The sequence below is a fragment of the Streptomyces sp. NPDC091377 genome, from assembly GCF_044757045.1.
Classification (GTDB): domain Bacteria; phylum Actinomycetota; class Actinomycetes; order Streptomycetales; family Streptomycetaceae; genus Streptomyces.
The window spans coordinates 375,257-391,151 of the sequence record NZ_JBIVUE010000002.1 but is presented as its reverse complement, the minus strand read 5'-3'; the positions used below and the strand labels follow the sequence as shown (position 1 = coordinate 391,151).

13 protein-coding genes are annotated in these 15,895 nt (G+C 72.7%); 8 read left to right on the top strand and 5 right to left on the bottom strand.

What is annotated here, in order from left to right; genetic code table 11:
• Nucleotides 1-4,437 (top strand): FtsK/SpoIIIE domain-containing protein, encoded by a 4,437-nt coding sequence (locus ACIQNG_RS05765; RefSeq protein WP_401482761.1) that lies wholly within the window; start codon nt 1-3, stop codon nt 4,435-4,437.
• An 87-nt stretch (nt 4,438-4,524) separates the two neighbouring features.
• Here ACIQNG_RS05765 and ACIQNG_RS05760 read toward each other — a convergent pair whose 3' ends face one another.
• Together ACIQNG_RS05760 and ACIQNG_RS05755 are read right to left on the bottom strand one after the other, a co-directional pair.
• Entirely contained in the window at nt 4,525-5,211 is a 687-nt protein-coding gene (locus ACIQNG_RS05760) for a hypothetical protein (protein WP_401482760.1), read from the bottom strand.
• A complete protein-coding gene (locus ACIQNG_RS05755; RefSeq protein WP_401482759.1) occupies nt 5,208-5,609 on the bottom strand; it encodes a hypothetical protein in 402 nt (133 codons plus the stop codon). Before ACIQNG_RS05755 ends, ACIQNG_RS05760 begins: the two co-directional genes overlap by 4 nt.
• Nucleotides 5,610-5,737: 128 nt before the next feature.
• On the opposite strand from ACIQNG_RS05755, the gene ACIQNG_RS05750 reads away from it, so the two are divergent.
• From ACIQNG_RS05750 to ACIQNG_RS05740, 3 genes are all read left to right on the top strand, one after another.
• A complete protein-coding gene (locus ACIQNG_RS05750; protein WP_401482758.1) occupies nt 5,738-6,721 on the top strand; it encodes a DUF1996 domain-containing protein in 984 nt (327 codons plus the stop codon).
• Nucleotides 6,722-6,803: 82 nt separating this feature from the next.
• Nucleotides 6,804-7,370: a sigma-70 family RNA polymerase sigma factor gene (locus ACIQNG_RS05745; protein ID WP_401482757.1), complete on the top strand. Its 567-nt coding sequence runs from the start codon at nt 6,804-6,806 to the stop codon at nt 7,368-7,370.
• Nucleotides 7,367-8,074, top strand: coding sequence for an anti-sigma factor family protein (locus ACIQNG_RS05740; RefSeq protein ID WP_401482756.1), 708 nt, complete (start codon nt 7,367-7,369; stop codon nt 8,072-8,074). The genes ACIQNG_RS05745 and ACIQNG_RS05740 overlap by 4 nt, the downstream gene beginning before the upstream one ends.
• A 299-nt stretch (nt 8,075-8,373) precedes the next feature.
• On the opposite strand, the gene ACIQNG_RS05735 is transcribed toward ACIQNG_RS05740, so the two are convergent.
• Complete coding sequence (locus ACIQNG_RS05735; protein ID WP_401482755.1) at nt 8,374-9,270, bottom strand: hypothetical protein; 897 nt, start codon at nt 9,268-9,270, stop codon at nt 8,374-8,376.
• A 411-nt stretch (nt 9,271-9,681) separates the two neighbouring features.
• Here ACIQNG_RS05735 and ACIQNG_RS05730 point away from each other — a divergent pair, with 411 nt between their 5' ends.
• Nucleotides 9,682-10,086: a pentapeptide repeat-containing protein gene (locus ACIQNG_RS05730; RefSeq protein WP_401482754.1), complete on the top strand. Its 405-nt coding sequence runs from the start codon at nt 9,682-9,684 to the stop codon at nt 10,084-10,086.
• Nucleotides 10,011-10,949 (top strand): GNAT family N-acetyltransferase, encoded by a 939-nt coding sequence (locus ACIQNG_RS05725; protein ID WP_401482753.1) that lies wholly within the window; start codon nt 10,011-10,013, stop codon nt 10,947-10,949. The genes ACIQNG_RS05730 and ACIQNG_RS05725 overlap by 76 nt, the downstream gene beginning before the upstream one ends.
• Before the next feature lie 18 nt (nt 10,950-10,967).
• Here ACIQNG_RS05725 and ACIQNG_RS05720 read toward each other — a convergent pair whose 3' ends face one another.
• Nucleotides 10,968-12,608, bottom strand: a complete 1,641-nt coding sequence (locus tag ACIQNG_RS05720) for a succinic semialdehyde dehydrogenase (protein WP_401482752.1) — start codon at nt 12,606-12,608, stop codon at nt 10,968-10,970.
• Entirely contained in the window at nt 12,605-13,018 is a 414-nt protein-coding gene (locus ACIQNG_RS05715) for a nuclear transport factor 2 family protein (RefSeq protein WP_401482751.1), read from the bottom strand. The genes ACIQNG_RS05720 and ACIQNG_RS05715 overlap by 4 nt, the downstream gene beginning before the upstream one ends.
• A 165-nt stretch (nt 13,019-13,183) precedes the next feature.
• On the opposite strand from ACIQNG_RS05715, the gene ACIQNG_RS05710 reads away from it, so the two are divergent.
• A complete protein-coding gene (locus ACIQNG_RS05710; protein WP_401482750.1) occupies nt 13,184-15,004 on the top strand; it encodes an AMP-dependent synthetase/ligase in 1,821 nt (606 codons plus the stop codon).
• 106 nt (nt 15,005-15,110) lie between these two features.
• Nucleotides 15,111-15,722 (top strand): TetR/AcrR family transcriptional regulator, encoded by a 612-nt coding sequence (locus tag ACIQNG_RS05705; RefSeq protein ID WP_401482749.1) that lies wholly within the window; start codon nt 15,111-15,113, stop codon nt 15,720-15,722.
• Nucleotides 15,723-15,895 lie beyond the last annotated feature (173 nt).

Below are 15,895 nucleotides of genomic sequence, written 5' to 3'. Positions count from 1 at the left end.
ATGCGTCTCACCGTCACCGCGGTCGACCCCCGTGAGGGGCAGCGCGCGGACTTCCTGATCGAGGCCGATCCGGCGACCCCCACCGGTGAGATCGCCGTGGAGCTGGGCCGTCGGCTGGGCACCCGCCCCGCCGACGGCGAACGGCCCGCCCTCTACCTCGGCACCCACCGCACCCCCACCGAGCGGCCGGTGGGGGAACTGGACCTGCGCGACGGCGGGCTGCTCGGCCTGGGCGGCCCGCTGCCGGTGCCGCCCGCCGAACCCGAGGGGGTGCTGGAGCTGAGGGCCGTCGGCGGCACGGGCGCCGGAGCGGTGTTCCGGCTGCCCGCCGGGGAGTACACCGTGGGCGCCGGTCCGCAGTGCGCCGTACGGATCGCCGCCGAGGACCTGCCCGCCGTCGCGGCCCGGCTGCGGATCGCCGCCGACGGCACCGCCGAGGCCCGCGCCGTCGCCCCCGACGGTGTCCTCCTGGACGCCGGACCCGCCCCCGACTGGACCCCCTTCCCCGTCGGCGGCGTCCTCACCGCCGGACCCGTGCTCCTCGAACTCGCCGAGCCCACCCGGCCCGACGCCGCCGTCCAGCCCGCCGCCGACGGCACCGTCGAGTACAACCGGCCGCCCCGGCTGCTCCCGCCCCCCGTCGACCACCGCTTCCGGCTGCCCCAGCCCCCCGGCCGCGCCCCCCGCCACCCCCTCCAGCTCGCCCTCGTCTTCGCACCCCTGCTGATGTCCCTCGTCGGCGTCATGGTCTTCAACAACGCCCGCTATCTCGTCCTCGGACTGCTCTCCCCGGTCATCGCCCTGGTCGGGCAGCTGTCCCACAAACGGCGCGGCAAGGACGACCACCAGGAACAACTGGAGGAGTACGAACGCCACAAGACCCGCCTCGACGAGGACGTGGCCGCCGCCGTCCTCGCCGAACAGCGGGCCCGCCGCACCGCCTGCCCCGACCCCGCCGCCGTCACCCTCATCACCACCGGCCCCCGCCAGCGCCTGTGGGAACGCCGGTGGCGCGACCCCGACTTCCTGCTGCTGCGCCTCGGCACCGGCGACCGGCCCGCCCACCTGGAACTCCAGGACCCCACCGAACCCGAACACCGGCAGCGCATCACCCGGATCACCCACGCCGTGCCGGTCACCGTGCCGCTGCGCGGGGCCGGCGTCCTCGGGGTCGCCGGGGGAGCCGCCGCCGTACCGCTCACCCGCTGGATCGTCGCCCAGTGCGCCGCCCTGCACAGCCCCGCCGACCTGCGGATCTGCGTACTGTCCGGCAACCGCGACAAGACGGCGGACGCGGACCGGTGGTCCTGGGTGCACTGGCTGCCCCACACCGCCCCGCTGGACGACCGGCTCGGCCTCGGCACCACCGCCGAGTCCACCGCCCGCCGGATCGCCGAACTCACCGCCGTCGTCCAGGCCCGCACCGAGGCCCGCACCGAGGCCGGCGGACGGGCCGCGCGCGGCGGCGCCGCGGGCGAACCCGACGTGCTCGTCGTCCTGGACGGCGCCCGCCGGCTGCGGGCCCTGCCCGGGGTGATCGCCCTGCTGCGCGACGGACCCGCCGTCGGCGTCCACTTCGTCTGCGTGGACGAGGAGGCCCGGCTGCTGCCGGAGGAGTGCCGGGCCGTCGCCGTCGCCTCCCACCGCGGACTGCACGTCGGCCAGGACGCCGCCGACCCCGTCGAAGGCGCCCTGATGGACGCCCCCGACGCCGCCTGGGCGCTCGGCGTGGCCCGCGCCCTGGCCCCCGTACGGGACGTCGGCGACGACACCGAGGAGAACCTGCTGCCCGGCTCCGCCCGGCTCCTGGACGTCCTCGGCCTCGAACCCCCGACCGCCGGGGCGATCGCCGCGGGCTGGGCGGCGGGCGGCGGGCGCACCACCCGCGCCGTCCTCGGCGAGGGACTCGACGGCCCCTTCGCCGTCGACCTGTGCGCCGACGGCCCGCACGCCCTGATCGCGGGCACCACCGGCTCCGGCAAGTCCGAACTGCTCCAGACCCTGGTGGCGTCCCTCGCCGTCGCCAACCGGCCCGACGAACTCACCTTCGTCCTGGTCGACTACAAGGGCGGCAGCGCCTTCGCCGAGTGCGCCGACCTGCCGCACACCGTCGGCATGGTCACCGACCTCGACACCCACCTCGTGGAGCGCGCCCTGGTCTCCCTGGGCGCCGAACTCAAACGGCGCGAACATCTGCTGGCCGCCGCCGGCGCCAAGGACATCGAGGACCACGCCGACCGCCGCACCCGGGACCCCGCGCTCCCGCCGCTGCCCCGGCTGGTGCTCGTCATCGACGAGTTCGCGTCGATGGTCCGCGAACTGCCCGACTTCGTCACCGGACTGGTCGGCATCGCCCAGCGCGGACGCTCCCTCGGCCTCCATCTGATCCTCGCCACCCAGCGGCCCTCCGGCGCCGTCACCGCCGACATCCGGGCCAACACCAATCTGCGGATCGCCCTGCGCACCACCGACCAGGGCGAGAGCCGCGACATCATCGACGCCCCCGACTCCGGCACCCTCTCGCCCCGCACCCCGGGCCGCGCCTACGCCCGGCTCGGCCACGCCGCGCTGCTGCCCTTCCAGACCGGCCGCATCGGAGGCCGCCGCCGCGCACCGGACCGTGGACAGGAGAGCGAGGAGCGCCCCGCGCCCGTCCTCACCGAGATCCACTGGGAGACCCTCGGCGACCCACCGCCCCCGCCCCGTACCGGGGAGGGGACCGCCGTGCAGTCCGTCACCGATCTGTCGGTCCTGGTCACCGCCGTCAAGGAGGCCGCCGCGGGCCTGACCGGCCTGAAATCCCCGCGCCGCCCCTGGCTGCCCCCGCTGCCCGATCTGCTGACCCTGGACGAGACCCGCCTCCTCCCCGCCCCACCGGGCCGACCGGAACCCGGCGCCCTCGCCCCCGTCGCCTACGGTCTGATCGACCTCCCCGACCAGCAGTCCCGCGCACCCCTGACCCTGGACCTGGACACCCAGGGACATGTCCAGCTCATCGGTGCCCCGCGCAGCGGACGCTCCCAGTTCCTGCGGACCGTCGCCGCCGCCCTCGTGTCCGCGCACAGCGCCGCCGACGTCCACCTGTACGGGCTCGACTGCGGCACCGGCGCGCTCCAGGCCCTGGCCGCGCTGCCCCACACCGGAGCGGTCGTGGACCGCACCCGCACCGACCGGGTGGCCCGGCTGCTGACCCGGCTCGCCACCGAGACCGGACGCCGCCGCACCCTCATCGGCCGCGAGGGGGCCGCGGACCTGACCGAACTGCGGCGCCGGCTGCCCGCCGGGGAACGCCCGGCCCATCTCGTCCTGCTGATCGACCGGTTCGAGGCGTTCGAACGGGACTTCGCCTCGTACGACCAGGGCAGTGTGAGGGAGACGATGCACCTGCTGCTGCGGGAGGGCCCCGGCGCGGGGGTCCATGTGGTGGTGACGGGCGACCGGGTTCTCACCCAGGCCCGCTACGCCGCCACCACCGAGGACAAGCTGATCGCCCGGCTCCACGACAAGGGCGACTACTCCATGGCCGGTCTCGCCCCGCGCCAGATCCCCGACCGTCTGCCCCCGGGCCGGGTCGTCGTGGCCGGCGGCCTGCGTGGCGCGCAGATCGCGCTGATCGGCCCCGACCCCTCCGGCGCCGCCCAGGCCGAGGCGCTGCGGACCCTCGCCGAGGAGGTCGGCGCGCGGGACGCCGAGGTCCCGCGCGCACTGCGGCCGTTCCGGGTGGACGACCTGCCCGAGGCGCTGACCTTCGAGGACGCCCTGGCCCGGCGCCCCGAGGGCACCTCACCGCTGTGGACGATGATCGGCGTCGGCGGAGACGATCTGACCGCCGTCGGTCCGGACCTGTCCCGCGTCCCGTCCTGTCTGATCGCCGGCCCGCCCCGCTCGGGCCGCAGCACCGTGCTGCTGACCGGCGCCCGCTCCCTGCTGACCCGGGGCACCAAGATCGTGGTCGTCGCCCCGCGCGCCTCCCCGCTGCGCGACCTCGGCGACCACCCCGGTGTGGTGGAGGTGTTCACCGACCCGGGGGTGACCGTGGCCGACTTCCGCGCCGCGCTCGGCAAGGTCGACAGCCCGGCCGGGGCGATCGTCGTGGACGACGCCGAACTGATGCTCGACAGCGATCTGGACGGCGACCTGAGCGCCGTCGCGCGCGGCACCGCGGGCGACGGCTGGGGGCTGCTGGTGGCGGGCGACAACGAGGCGCTCGACAGCGGTCTCCCGGGCTGGCACACCCAGGTGCGCCGCAACAGGTGCGGGGCACTGCTCGCCCCGCGCCGATGGAGCGACGGCGACCTCCTCGGCCAGCGGGTGCCGGCCGGGCTGCTGGGCACGGACAGTGAACCGGGCCGCGCCCACGCCCACCTCGGCGACAGCCGCTGGGTCACCCTGCGCGTCCCGGCGACCACCGCCGCCGAGGCCCTGACGGACGACTGACCGTGCCACCCACCGGCGAAGGGTCCGGCACCCTCCCCGAGGGAGGTGCCGGACCCTTCCGCGCGCGGGCCGTGGGGGCGGCGGCCGTCAGGACACCGGGCCCTCCCGCAGACTGGTGAACCGGAAGGTGGCCGTGATCGCGTCGAAGACCCGGTACAACTGGCCCGCCCGCGGCAGGTTCGGGCTGAAGCAGCTGATGACCAGGGCGCCGGACGACCCCGGCACCGGCACCACCGTGTTCACCGCCAGCAGTTGGTACGTCAGATCGCTGGTGGGGTGACTCACCTCGATACCGGTGAGCCGTCCCACCGGGCCGACATGCGGCAGTTCGTGCGCGGTGAACCGCCGGGTGCCCGGCCGGGTGAGGCGCCCGGCCGTGGCGAACTGCCGCCCCAACTCCTCGGCGGAGAAGGTCTGTCCGGGCGGCGGGGACACCTTGAAGACCATCACCCCGGCCAGCAGCAGCCCGTCCTCCAGCAGGGTGGTGGTGCCCGCCGCGTACAGCGCGCCGCGCTGCCGGGCCGACTGGAGGATCCGCCGCGCGGTCCGGAACACCCTGTTGACCTGCTCCCGCTCGTCCCGGTCCGCGGTCTCCCGCAGCACCCGGACACGGGCCTGGGCGAGGGTGTCGCCGTACAGGTCGTAGACGCTCCAGGTCTCCGGGACGGAGAGCGTGAACGAATCGGGCCCGGGGGGTGCGGGGGGCCCGGGGAGCGCGGTCAGGGGCGGGTCATCGGTGGGACGAGGCTCGGGGGTGCACCCCGGCGTCGTCACGCGATCACCGAGCCGGCGGTGGCCGCGGCGGAGAACCCGCCCTCGGCGGGACCGGGCGCGGCGGAGAACCCGCCCTCGGTGGGACCGGGGGCGGCGGTGACCCCGCCGTCGGTGGCACCGCCCCCGGCGTCGGTCAGCGCGGCGCCCATCTCGGCGTCCAGGTCCGCGAAGGACTTCACGACCGCCTCGCAGCCGTCCTTGAGGTTCCGGCAGTTCTTCTTCAGCTGGACCCGCCCGTCGTCCCACGCGCGGTCGAACTCCATGCCCGCGTCGACCAGCGGGGCTCCCACGGCACGGGCGTCGAACCCGGAGTTCTGGGTGTCGACCAGGTCCATTACCCGGCCCAGGAGCACCCCCACGCGCGCCACCTCGTCACCCGGTACGAAGATCTCGGCCACGGCCGCCTCCCGCTCTCTCTCATCCTGGCTGGTTCCCCCCGTCCGGTCGGGCACCACACGGCTGCGGAGGCCGAAAGGTTCAACGCGTCCTTGTTGAACCGTCGGTCAGGAGCTGGAACCCTGTTCCCGTGGGGACCCAGAGCCGTACGACGCGCCGGAAGCTGACCAGGAACGCCGCCGCACTCGCGGTGTGCGTGACGTTCGTCGTCGTGGCGATCGTCGCCAGCCGTCCCTCCGGCGGATCCGGCACCCCACCCGAACGCCTCTACGTCTCCGAACTCCCGCCGGCCGCCCCCGAGCCCGCGCGGGGGCCCGACGCGTCCACCGGCTCGGTCACCGTCGACTGCGGGCGCAACGAGCGCGGGCACCGCAACACCGACAACGTGGTGACCTCGCCCGGAGTCGTCGGCGGCGCCCATCACACCCACGACTACGTCGGCAACACCACGACCGACGCCCTGTCCACCACGGCCGGCCTCGCCGCCGCGCCCACCACCTGCGAGAACGGCGACCGCTCCACCTACTACTGGCCCGTGCTGCGCCGCCTCGACCACCCCGGTCCCGACGCCCGCGCCCACGGCGGCGGACGGCACGGCAACACCGGTCGGATCATGGTGCCGACCGCCGTGCGGATCGAGTACCTCGGCAACCCCGTCGGCCAGGTGCTGCCCCAGCCCGAGGGACTGCGCATGATCACCGGCGATCCCTTCGCCGCCACCCTGGGCGACACCAACGCCCGTGCGCAGTGGGGTTGTTCGGGTACCCCCGGCCACGCCACCAGCCTGTATCCGCGCTGCCCGGACGGCCAGGACACCACCCGCACCCTCACCTTCCCGAGCTGCTGGAACGGACTGCATCCCGACAGCACCGACCACCGCTCGCACATCGTCTTCCCGGCGGCGAACGGCGTCTGCCCGCCGCACACCTTCCCGGTGCCCGCCTTGAGGGTCACCCTCGCCTACGACGTCCCCGAAGGCGTCCCTTACGCGGTCGACTCCTTCCCCGAGCAGAAGCGGCATCCCACGACCGATCACGCCATGTTCATCAACGTCATGACGGACACCCGACGGGAGCGGATCGCGGCCTGTGTGAACGAGGGCAGACACTGCTGACCGCGGGGGCGACGGCCGTTGAACCCTCCGCCGTCCGCGTCCGTGTTCAGCACATCGGACCGGCGGAGGACGGAGTGAGTGGATGGCGGCACTGTGGTCGCGCACTCGGCAGAGGACGAGTGACGAGGTAGTAGTCAAAGCTCTCTACGAAGAACACGGCCGGGCGCTGCTGGCGTACGCGCAGCGGCTCACCGGTGATCGCGCCGCCGCGGAGGACGTCGTCCAGGAGACGCTGATCCGGGCGTGGCGGCATCAGGACAAACTCACCAACGGCAAGGGCTCGGTGCGCGGCTGGCTGCTGACCGTCGCCCGCAATATCGTCACCGACCGCTGCCGGGCCAGGGCGTCACGGCCCACCGAGGTCGCCGAGAACCCGTCCCGGGTGCCCGTCGAGAACGACCACGCCGAGAGCGTCGTCGACTCCATGGTGGTCATGGAGGCCCTGGACCGGCTCTCGCCCGACCACCGCGAGGTGCTGGTCGAGATCTACTTCCAGGGCCGTACGGTCAACGAGGCCGCCGAGGTCCTCGGAATACCGGCCGGAACGGTCAAGTCCCGGTCACACTATGCGTTGAGACAGCTCAGGGAGCTGTATCGCGAGAAACCCGGTACCGCGCGGCTGGTCGTGTTGAAGGAGGCGGTGGCATGAGCACCCGGCAGCATGACAGCGCCCTGCTCGGCGCCTATGTGCTCGGCGCCCTGGACGAGACGGAGATGCGGGAGGTCGACGGCCATGTGGCCGGGTGCGAGGAGTGCCGGGTGGAACTGGAAGCACTCAGGGAACTGGAGTCCACCCTCGGCGAGGTCCCGCCCGAGGCGTTTCTCGACGGCCCGCCCGAGGGCGGCGACCTGATGCTCCAGCGGACCCTGCGCGAGGTCCACGCGCAGCGCTCACGCTCCGAGACGCGGCGCCGGACGCTGCTGTCGGCGGCGGCGGTCGTCACGGCCGCGGCCCTGCTCGGCGCGGGCTTCCTGCTCGGCGCCGGTGACCGGGACACCGCCGACGAGGCCGGTACGCCGGTCGGCCCCACCCCCACCCTTCCTGTCGAGGGCGTCCGGGTGGCCTCCGCGACCGACCCCGCGACCGGTGCCCGGATGGCGGTGCGGATGACCCCGGCCGCCGGCTGGGTCCGCGTCAACGCGGCCGTCAGCGGCATCCCCGCCGGTGAGCTGTGCCGGCTGGTGGTCGTCACCAAGGACGGGAAACGCGAGATCGCCGGAAGCTGGCATGTCGGCAGCGCCGAGAAGGGCACCAACCTCGACGGCTCCGCCGCCGTACCGGCCGACGACGTCCAGGAGATCCTGGTCGAGAACGAGGCCGGCGAACGGTATGTGACGGCACCGCTGGTCTAGGGGCCGGGGGCCGGGGTTCCGGGGGCGCGGGGCCGTGGGCCGTGGGCCAGGGTTCGGGTGCCGGGGGCGCGGGGCCGTACGGGTGGGGAGGGCCTACGGGTCCCCTCCACCCGTACGCCGTTCCGCCACATCCCTCTCGGGACATCACCGCGACACATCACCGCGACACATCACCGCGACATATCGCCGCGACACTTCACTGTGAGACATCACCGCGAGGCGTCGCCGTGAGACATCACCTGAAGGAGTCACCCCGGGTGGTCAACGCGGGGTGATCGCACACCAGTCGGACTACTGGGTCACTGGCCTTCGACGGCGGCCGGCTTCGCGTCCGCCGAGGTGCCGGAGTAGAAGACCGACGTGCCCTGCTTTGAACGCTGCGCGAGGCTCTTGGCGACCAGACCCTCAAGGGTGGTGCGGACGACCGTCGTCTTCACCGTGCGGTCCGGGTGCTGCTCCGTCAGGGCCGTGGCGACCTCGGCCGCGGAACGGGGCTCCTGCTGACCGGCCAGGTGCTCGCGGATGAGCTGGACGAGCGTGGGCTGGGCGGACGCGTCGGCGGGCGCGCTCGGCTTGGCGGCGGCCTTGCGGGCGGCGGGCACGGCGGCCTTCTTCTTGCCCCCGGCCTCGCTCTTCGCCACTGCCGCCTCGGCCTTGGGCTTGGCGGCGGTGGTCTGCGCCTTGGACGCGGGAGCCGGCGCCTTGGCGGCCGACTTCGCGGCGGGCTTGGCCGCCGGCTTGGCGACGGACTTCGCGGCCGGCTTGGCAGCCGCCTTCGTGGCCGTCTTGGTGGCCGTCTTGGTGACCGTCTTCGGCTTGGCGGCCGACTTGGTGGCGGCGGCCTCCGGCTTGCCCTTGGCAGCCTGCTTCTTGCGCGGCGCGGGCACCACCGCGGCGGCCTCGGCCTCCTTCTCCTCGGCCTCGGCGCCGGTCTCCGCGGCCTTCGTGCCGGTCTCCTCCGCCTTGGCACCGGCCTCCTCGACCGGCTCACCCGCCGCGGCCTCATTCACCCCGAGCGCCTGCTGGAGGTTGGTGAGCACGACATGGTCGTCGCGCAGGGCACCCAACTGCGACTGGAGTGCGGTGATGTCGGAGGCGATGCGCTGTTGCTCGTTGAGGTTGTGCTCCAGATCCTCGGTCACCTTCGCCGCGTACTGCGATGTCACCCCGGTGACTCCGGTGGTGGATTCGGACATCGTGCTCACAACCTTCCTTGGGTTCGCCGCTCATGAGGCGCGAAAGACGGCAGCGGTCACTGCCGGCTGCTTGTTGACCCGATAGTACGGAACCACCGTGCGCACGGACATCAGGGTCCCGAGGAGTAACCCGAAAGGGAAGACCTTGTGCTATGCCCGTCTCCGCTGCTCAGCGCCCGTGTCCGGGCGGGCGGCGACAGCGTTGACTGACTCAACTCTGATGGCACGCCAGGGAAATGACCATGTCGGGGCCCCTGTCAGGGACGGTGTCACCGGGACATCTGTTCCTGAAGTTCCCGCGTCGGGTCCAGGCTCAGGTCCCGAAGTGAGGCCGAAAGTGAGTGCCAAGGTCACTCCCGGAGCGCCGGACCGCAGTCAGGCCCGGACTCCTGATCGGGGTCCCTGGCCGGAGTGTCCCTGCCCGGAGTGCCCCTGACCGAGGTGCGCCTGTCCGGGGTGCGCCTGTCCGGGGTGTCCCTGTCCGGGGTGTCCCTGTCCGGGGTGCGCCTGCCCGAGGTGTCCCTGCCCGAAGTGCGCCTGCCCGAGGTGTCCCCGCCCGGGGTATCCCTGCCCGAGGTGTCCCTGTCCGGGGTCTCCCGGTACGGGGATTCCCTCGGCGGGGTTTCCCGGCGCGGGATCTCCCCCACCGGGCCCCACCGGGCCCCACCGGGCCCCACCGGGCTCCGCCGCCCCGCGGAAATTGCGTTGCCGACGCCCCTCCGGGCCCCGACAGTGATGCGATGGACCTTGTCATCCGCCCCGCCATGCCCGCAGACGCCCCGGCCGTCACCCGACTGCTCAACGCCGTGGACCTGATCGAGATCGGCCGCGAGGAGTCCGACGTGGCCGACGTGGAGGCCGATCTGGTGCACCCCGAGGCGGCCCTGGAGGACAACTCCTGGCTGGCCTTCGCGGGTGACGAACTGGTGGCGTACGGGCTGGTGTGGGACGACTCGCGCGGCGAGCGCATCGACATGGACCACTATGTGCTGCCGGGCCACCAGGACGCCGGGGAGCGGCTGCTCGGCCTGATGGAGGCGCAGACCGTGCGCCGCGCCCGCAGCAACGACGCCGAGCGGGCGGTCGTCCATCTGCATCTGAACGTCCGCCCCACCCTGGACACCACGCTGCTCACCGCCCGCGGCTGGTCGGTCGTCCGCCGCTACCACGTCCTGACCCGCCCCCTCACGCCGGACGCCGATCCGCTGCCGGCCGGGCCCGGGGGACTGCGGCTGCGTGACTGCCGCGAGGAGGCGGACCGCCGTACGGCGCACGCGCTGGTGGAGGAGACGTTCCTCGACCACTTCGACAACGTCCCGCTCACCTACGAGCAGTGGGCCAACAACCTGGGCGCCCATGTCGACTGGGGGCATGTGTGGGTGGCCTCCTTCGACGGCGAGGGCGACGCCGCCGTCCTCGTCACCTCCAACCACCGCACCCCGTACGCCTGGGTCAACACCCTCGGGGTCCGCAAGGGGTTCCGCGGCCGGGGCGTCGCGAGCCATCTCCTGCGTCACGCCTTCGGGTTCTACGCCGCTCTCGGCCGCGACACCATCGGCCTGGGCGTCGACACCGGCAACGAGACCGGCGCCCTGCGCCTCTACGAGAAGCACGGCATGACCACTCACTTCGCGGTGGACACCTGGGAGGTCGTCCTCCCGGTACCGGCGATGTCCTGAACCACGCGCCCGTCCGGATCACGCCCGTCGCAGCCGGCGCAGCACCCGCAGTGACAGTGTCATGAGCCGGGCGTACCTCTCCACGCTCATCCCGTCCGCCGGGCCGAAGCGCGTCACGTACTGGCGTGCCACGGCCTGCGGCTCGGTGAACCGGAGGATCCCCTCGCGGCCCTGCCGACGGCCCAGTCCGGACTGGCGCATGCCGCCCATGGGGGAGTCGATGCTCGCGAAGGAGGCGGCGTAGCCTTCGTTGATGTTGACGGTGCCCGCCACCACACCCCGGGCGAACGCGCGCGCCCGGCGACCGCCGAAGACCGACGCGTTGAGCCCCATGTCGCCCGCGTTGACCTGGCCGAGGACCGCCCGCTCGTCATCGAACGGGTGAACGGCGACGACTGGTCCGAACGTCTCCTGGAGATGACACTCCATGTCTGCCGTGACCCCGGTCAGGATCGTCGGCTCGAAGAAGTAGGGGCCGTGCTCCGGGCGCGGGGCACCGCCGGTCAGTACCGTCGCGCCCTTCACGACCGCGTCCTCCACATGCGTGGCGACCTTGTCCAACTGGTCCCGGGAGATGAGCGAGCCCATCGCGTTCTCCCAGGATCCGTCCCCGGTGAACACCATCGCCCTCGTCCGGGCGACGAAACGGTCCACGAACGCGTCGAGGACCGCGCGGTCGACGTAGAAGCGTTCGCTGGAGACACAGAGCTGCCCGGCGTTGGGGAAGGCCGCGCGGACCGCGCCCTCGGCGGCCTTGTCGAGGTCGGCGTCGCGCAGCACCACGAACGCGTTCTTGCCGCCCAGCTCCAGCGAGCAGCCGATGAGCCGCTCCGCGCACTGCCGGGCCACCACCCGCCCCGTCGCCACCGAGCCGGTGAAGCACACATGGTCGGCGTGGGAGATCAGCTCCTGACCCACCGACGGGCCCGGACCGGCCACGATCTGCCAGAGGTCCTCGGGCATTCCGGCCTCCACCAGCAGCCGCTTCCCGATGAGGGCCGAGAGCATGGTGCGCTCGTCGGGCTTCAGGACCACCGCGTTGCCGGCCATGACCGCCGCCAGACCGTCGCACGACGCCAGCGTGAAGGGGTAGTTCCAGGGTGAGATGACCCCGACGACTCCCTTCGGGACCTGATGGACCCGTACCCGGGTCAGCCCAGGGATCGCGCCCCTCGCCCCGCGGCTGCGCACCTGCCGTGCCCCCGTGCGGGCGTAGTAGCGCGCGGTGAGGGCCAGGTGCAGCACCTCGTCGAACGCGTGACGGCGGGCCTTGCCCGTCTCCGCCGTCACCACCTCCATCACGGTGTCCTGCCGGGTGACGAGCAGGTCGTGGAAGCGCAGCAGTACCCGGGAGCGGGTGCGGGCCGGAAGACGGGCCCACCGTCGCTGCGCCGCGCGGGCCCGCGCGAACGCCGCTGCCACGCCCCGGGCCGTGGTGTGCGGCACCCGGGCCAGTTCCTCGCGGGTGAGCGGACTCCGTACGATCGTCCGCCCCCCGCCGACACCGTCACCGTCACCGTCACCGACCCCGCCGTCACCCTCCTCGGCCAGGAGCGCCAACAGGTCGGCCGCGAGCCGCGCATCGAGCGTGCCCGCCTGCGGCGGCGTGGCTGCCGCGGAGTCGTCGGGTGCGCCGCCGACCGCCGCGGCCCGGGTCATGACGTCCGCCCGTCGCCCTGCGTCGCCGCCACCGGCATGGCCGCCCGCATCGCGATGCCGTCGACGTACGAGTGTTTCTCCTTCACCGCTGCGTCCTGGACGAGGACGAAGTCCGCGAGATCCACGTCGATCGCGGCCCCGGTGGCCGCCGCCGTCCCCGTGAGCCGGAACCGGGTGACCCAGAAGTCGTCCCCGGCGCGCAGCGAGACCAGGGTGAAGGCGAGGTCCGGGACCAGGGCGAAGGTGTCCGCCACAGCCGCGCGGATCTCGGTACGGCCGCGGGCGGGTGGCTGGGCGAGATGCAGATGGAAGAGCGAGTCCTCGGTGTGCAGGGCGGCGACCCGGTCGGGGTCCCGGACCTCCCAGGCGGCGTGGTAGTGCGCGAAGAGTTCAAGGGTTCCGTCGGTCATGTCATGCCTCCCATTAGAAAACAATCAGACTGTTTGTAACTGAAGGCAAATGCTCAAGTCAACACCTTCATAGGCGATGACAAACAGGCGGACGGTATGTATCTTCGCCTTCCCCTACCCGTTGAGCGGCCCTTCCCGGGCCCTCCCGTGAGAAGAAGGTGCACCATGACCGGCAGCAGCCCCCCGCGGACCGCGCGGACGCGTACGGCGCCCGGGACCGGCTCGCGCACGATGGCGGACCTTGTCCCGCGCGCCGCCGAACGGTACGGCCCGAGCGTCGCGCTGCGGTTCAAGGAGGACGGCGTCTGGAAACCCGTGAGCTACTCGGCGCTCTGGGAGGCCGTGTCGGAGGTCGGGCGGGGCCTGCTCGCGCTGGGGCTGCGGCCGGGCGCCAAGGTGGCGATCCTGGCCCACTCCCGGCCGGAGTGGACGTATGCCCACTTCGGGATCCTGGCCGCCGGCGGGGTGTCGGTGTCGGTGTACCAGACCAACTCGCCCGAGGAGTGCCGGCATGTGCTGGGGCACTCCGGCGCCGAGTTCGTGTTCGTCGAGGACGCCGAGCAGTGGGAGAAGATCGCGGCGGTCCGGTCGCGGCTGCAGCGGCTGCGCGAGGTCATCGCCTTCGACCCGGTGCCGCAGGCCCCCGGGGCGCTGACGCTGGGGGAGTTGCGGCGGCGGGGGCGGACGGCGGACTCGGCGGCGTTCGAGACCGGTGCCGCGGCGATCGAGCCCGAGCGACCCTGCCTCATCATGTATACGTCCGGGACGACGGGCGCGCCCAAGGGCTGCGTCCTCACCCACGGCAACTACCGCGCGGTGGTCGACATGATCGCGGCGACCGGGACCATCGTGCCGGACGACCGGGTCTATCTCTTTCTTCCGCTGGCCCACGCCTTCGCCGCCGTGGTCCAGTTCCTCTCGCTCGATCTGGGCGCCTCGATCGCCTTCTGGGAGAAGGATCCCGACAGGATCATTCCCAACCTCCTGGAAGTGAGGCCCACGTACTTCCCGTCCGTTCCGAGGATCTTCGAGAAGGTGTACGCGCGGGCGACGGCGCTGGTGGCGGACCCCGAGCGGTTGCGGAAGGCCGTGGAGACGGGGAAGCGGGTACGGGCCCTGACCGCGGCCGGTCAAGAGGTCCCCGAGGAGGTGCGCGCCGACTTCGATGAGTTCGACAAGGAGTTGTACGCGAACGTGCGCGGGATGTTCGGCGGCGGGATACGGCAGTGCACCTCCGGGGCCGCGCCCATCGCCCAGGACATACTGGAGTTCTTCCACGCCTGCGGGGTGCCGGTGCTGGAGGCGTACGGACTCACCGAGACCGCCACCGTCTCGACGGTCAACTCGCTGCGGGAGTTCCGGCACCGCTCGGTGGGCAGGCCACTGCCCGGCGTCGAGGCGAGGATCGCCGACGACGGCGAACTGCTGCTCCGTGGCGGACAGGTGTTCCAGGGCTACCACGACGACCAACCGTCCACCGATCAGGTTCTCGACGCCGACGGCTGGTTCCGCACCGGTGACCTGGCCTCGATCGACGAGGACGGATATGTGTTCATCACCGGCCGCAAGAAGGACCTCATCATCACGGCCGGCGGCAAGAACATCGCGCCGGCCCGGGCGGAGAACGCGCTCAAGGAGAGCGCCTGGATCTCACAGGCGGTTCTCGTCGGCGACCTCCTGCCCTATCTCGTGGTCCTGATCACCCTGGACCAGGAGGAACTGGACTCCTTCGCCGCCGCCCACGACATGACACCCGAAGAAGCGGTGCGATCACCGGAGACACACGCCGCCGTGCGACGCGAGATCGACCGGGTGAACGCACAGGTCGGCCGGGTCGAGCAGATCAAACGATTCGCGATCCTGCCCCGGGACCTCACGGTCGAGGCCGGTGAGCTGACAGTGAGCTTCAAGGTGCGGCGCGCCCAGGTGCTCATCAACCACAAGGAGGTCATCCAGTCCCTGTACGACACTCCGATGCCCGGATAAGGCGTGGAACAGGCCGGTCCGGTCGACTCCGACCAGGTCGGGGTGGGTGTCGAGCCCGCTGGCCTATACTGGCCCGCGCCCGCCCGCCCTAGCGAACAATGGACCGATGAGCGCCGACCGCCGGACCCAAGCCGACCGTTCCGCAGCGACACGGAAGGCCCTCCTGGAGGCGGGCCGCACGTTGTTCGGCGAGATCGGCTACGCCGAGGTCAGCACGGCGGCGATCGTCAAAGCGGCCGGGGTCAGCCGGGGCGCGATGTACCACCAGTTCGCCGACAAACGCGCCCTGTTCGAGGCGGTGCTCGAAGACGTCGAGCGGGACCTGGTGCGGAGCATCGGCTCGGCCGTCGCCGCGGCCGGTCCGGCCGACCCCGTCGAGAGTCTCGTCGTGGGCTGTCTGGCCTGGCTGGATGCCTCCGCCGAGCCCGGCGTCCAGCGCATCGCCCTGCTCGACGCCCCCGCCGTTCTCGGCTGGGAGCGGTGGCGCGAGATCGAGTACCGTCACACCATCGGCCTGATGGAGGAACGCCTCGCCGGGGCCATGGCCGCGGGCCGTATCCCCCCGCAGGCGACCCGCCCCCTCGCCCTCGTCCTGGTCGGCGCCCTGGACGAGGCGTCACAGCATCTGGCGACGGGCCGGGAGTCCCCCGAGGCCATGAAGTCGGTGATCGTGCAGCTCATCTCGGGACTGGCCGGGAACACGGGCGGCCACCCGTAGCCGGGCGTCCCGCATCCCCGACGCCACCCGCCCGACAGGACGTCGAGGGCCGCATCCCCCGGCGGACCATCTCCTGATCATCGGCGATGAGCACACCGATCGTCATGGGACCCATTCTCCCGCCCGCCCGCTCAGCCCGCTCAGGCCCGCTCACGCCCTCTCAGGCACGCTCC

Coding starts and splice junctions, on each gene's coding strand:
- ACIQNG_RS05720 (WP_401482752.1), bottom strand. CDS start 12,608: ATGACCCGGGCCGCGGCGGTCGGCGGCGCACCCGACGACTCCGCGGCA.
- ACIQNG_RS05735 (WP_401482755.1), bottom strand. CDS start 9,270: ATGTCCGAATCCACCACCGGAGTCACCGGGGTGACATCGCAGTACGCG.
- ACIQNG_RS05705 (WP_401482749.1), top strand. CDS start 15,111: ATGAGCGCCGACCGCCGGACCCAAGCCGACCGTTCCGCAGCGACACGG.
- ACIQNG_RS05745 (WP_401482757.1), top strand. CDS start 6,804: ATGGCGGCACTGTGGTCGCGCACTCGGCAGAGGACGAGTGACGAGGTA.
- ACIQNG_RS05765 (WP_401482761.1), top strand. CDS start 1: ATGCGTCTCACCGTCACCGCGGTCGACCCCCGTGAGGGGCAGCGCGCG.
- ACIQNG_RS05715 (WP_401482751.1), bottom strand. CDS start 13,018: ATGACCGACGGAACCCTTGAACTCTTCGCGCACTACCACGCCGCCTGG.
- ACIQNG_RS05725 (WP_401482753.1), top strand. CDS start 10,011: ATGGACCTTGTCATCCGCCCCGCCATGCCCGCAGACGCCCCGGCCGTC.
- ACIQNG_RS05740 (WP_401482756.1), top strand. CDS start 7,367: ATGAGCACCCGGCAGCATGACAGCGCCCTGCTCGGCGCCTATGTGCTC.
- ACIQNG_RS05710 (WP_401482750.1), top strand. CDS start 13,184: ATGACCGGCAGCAGCCCCCCGCGGACCGCGCGGACGCGTACGGCGCCC.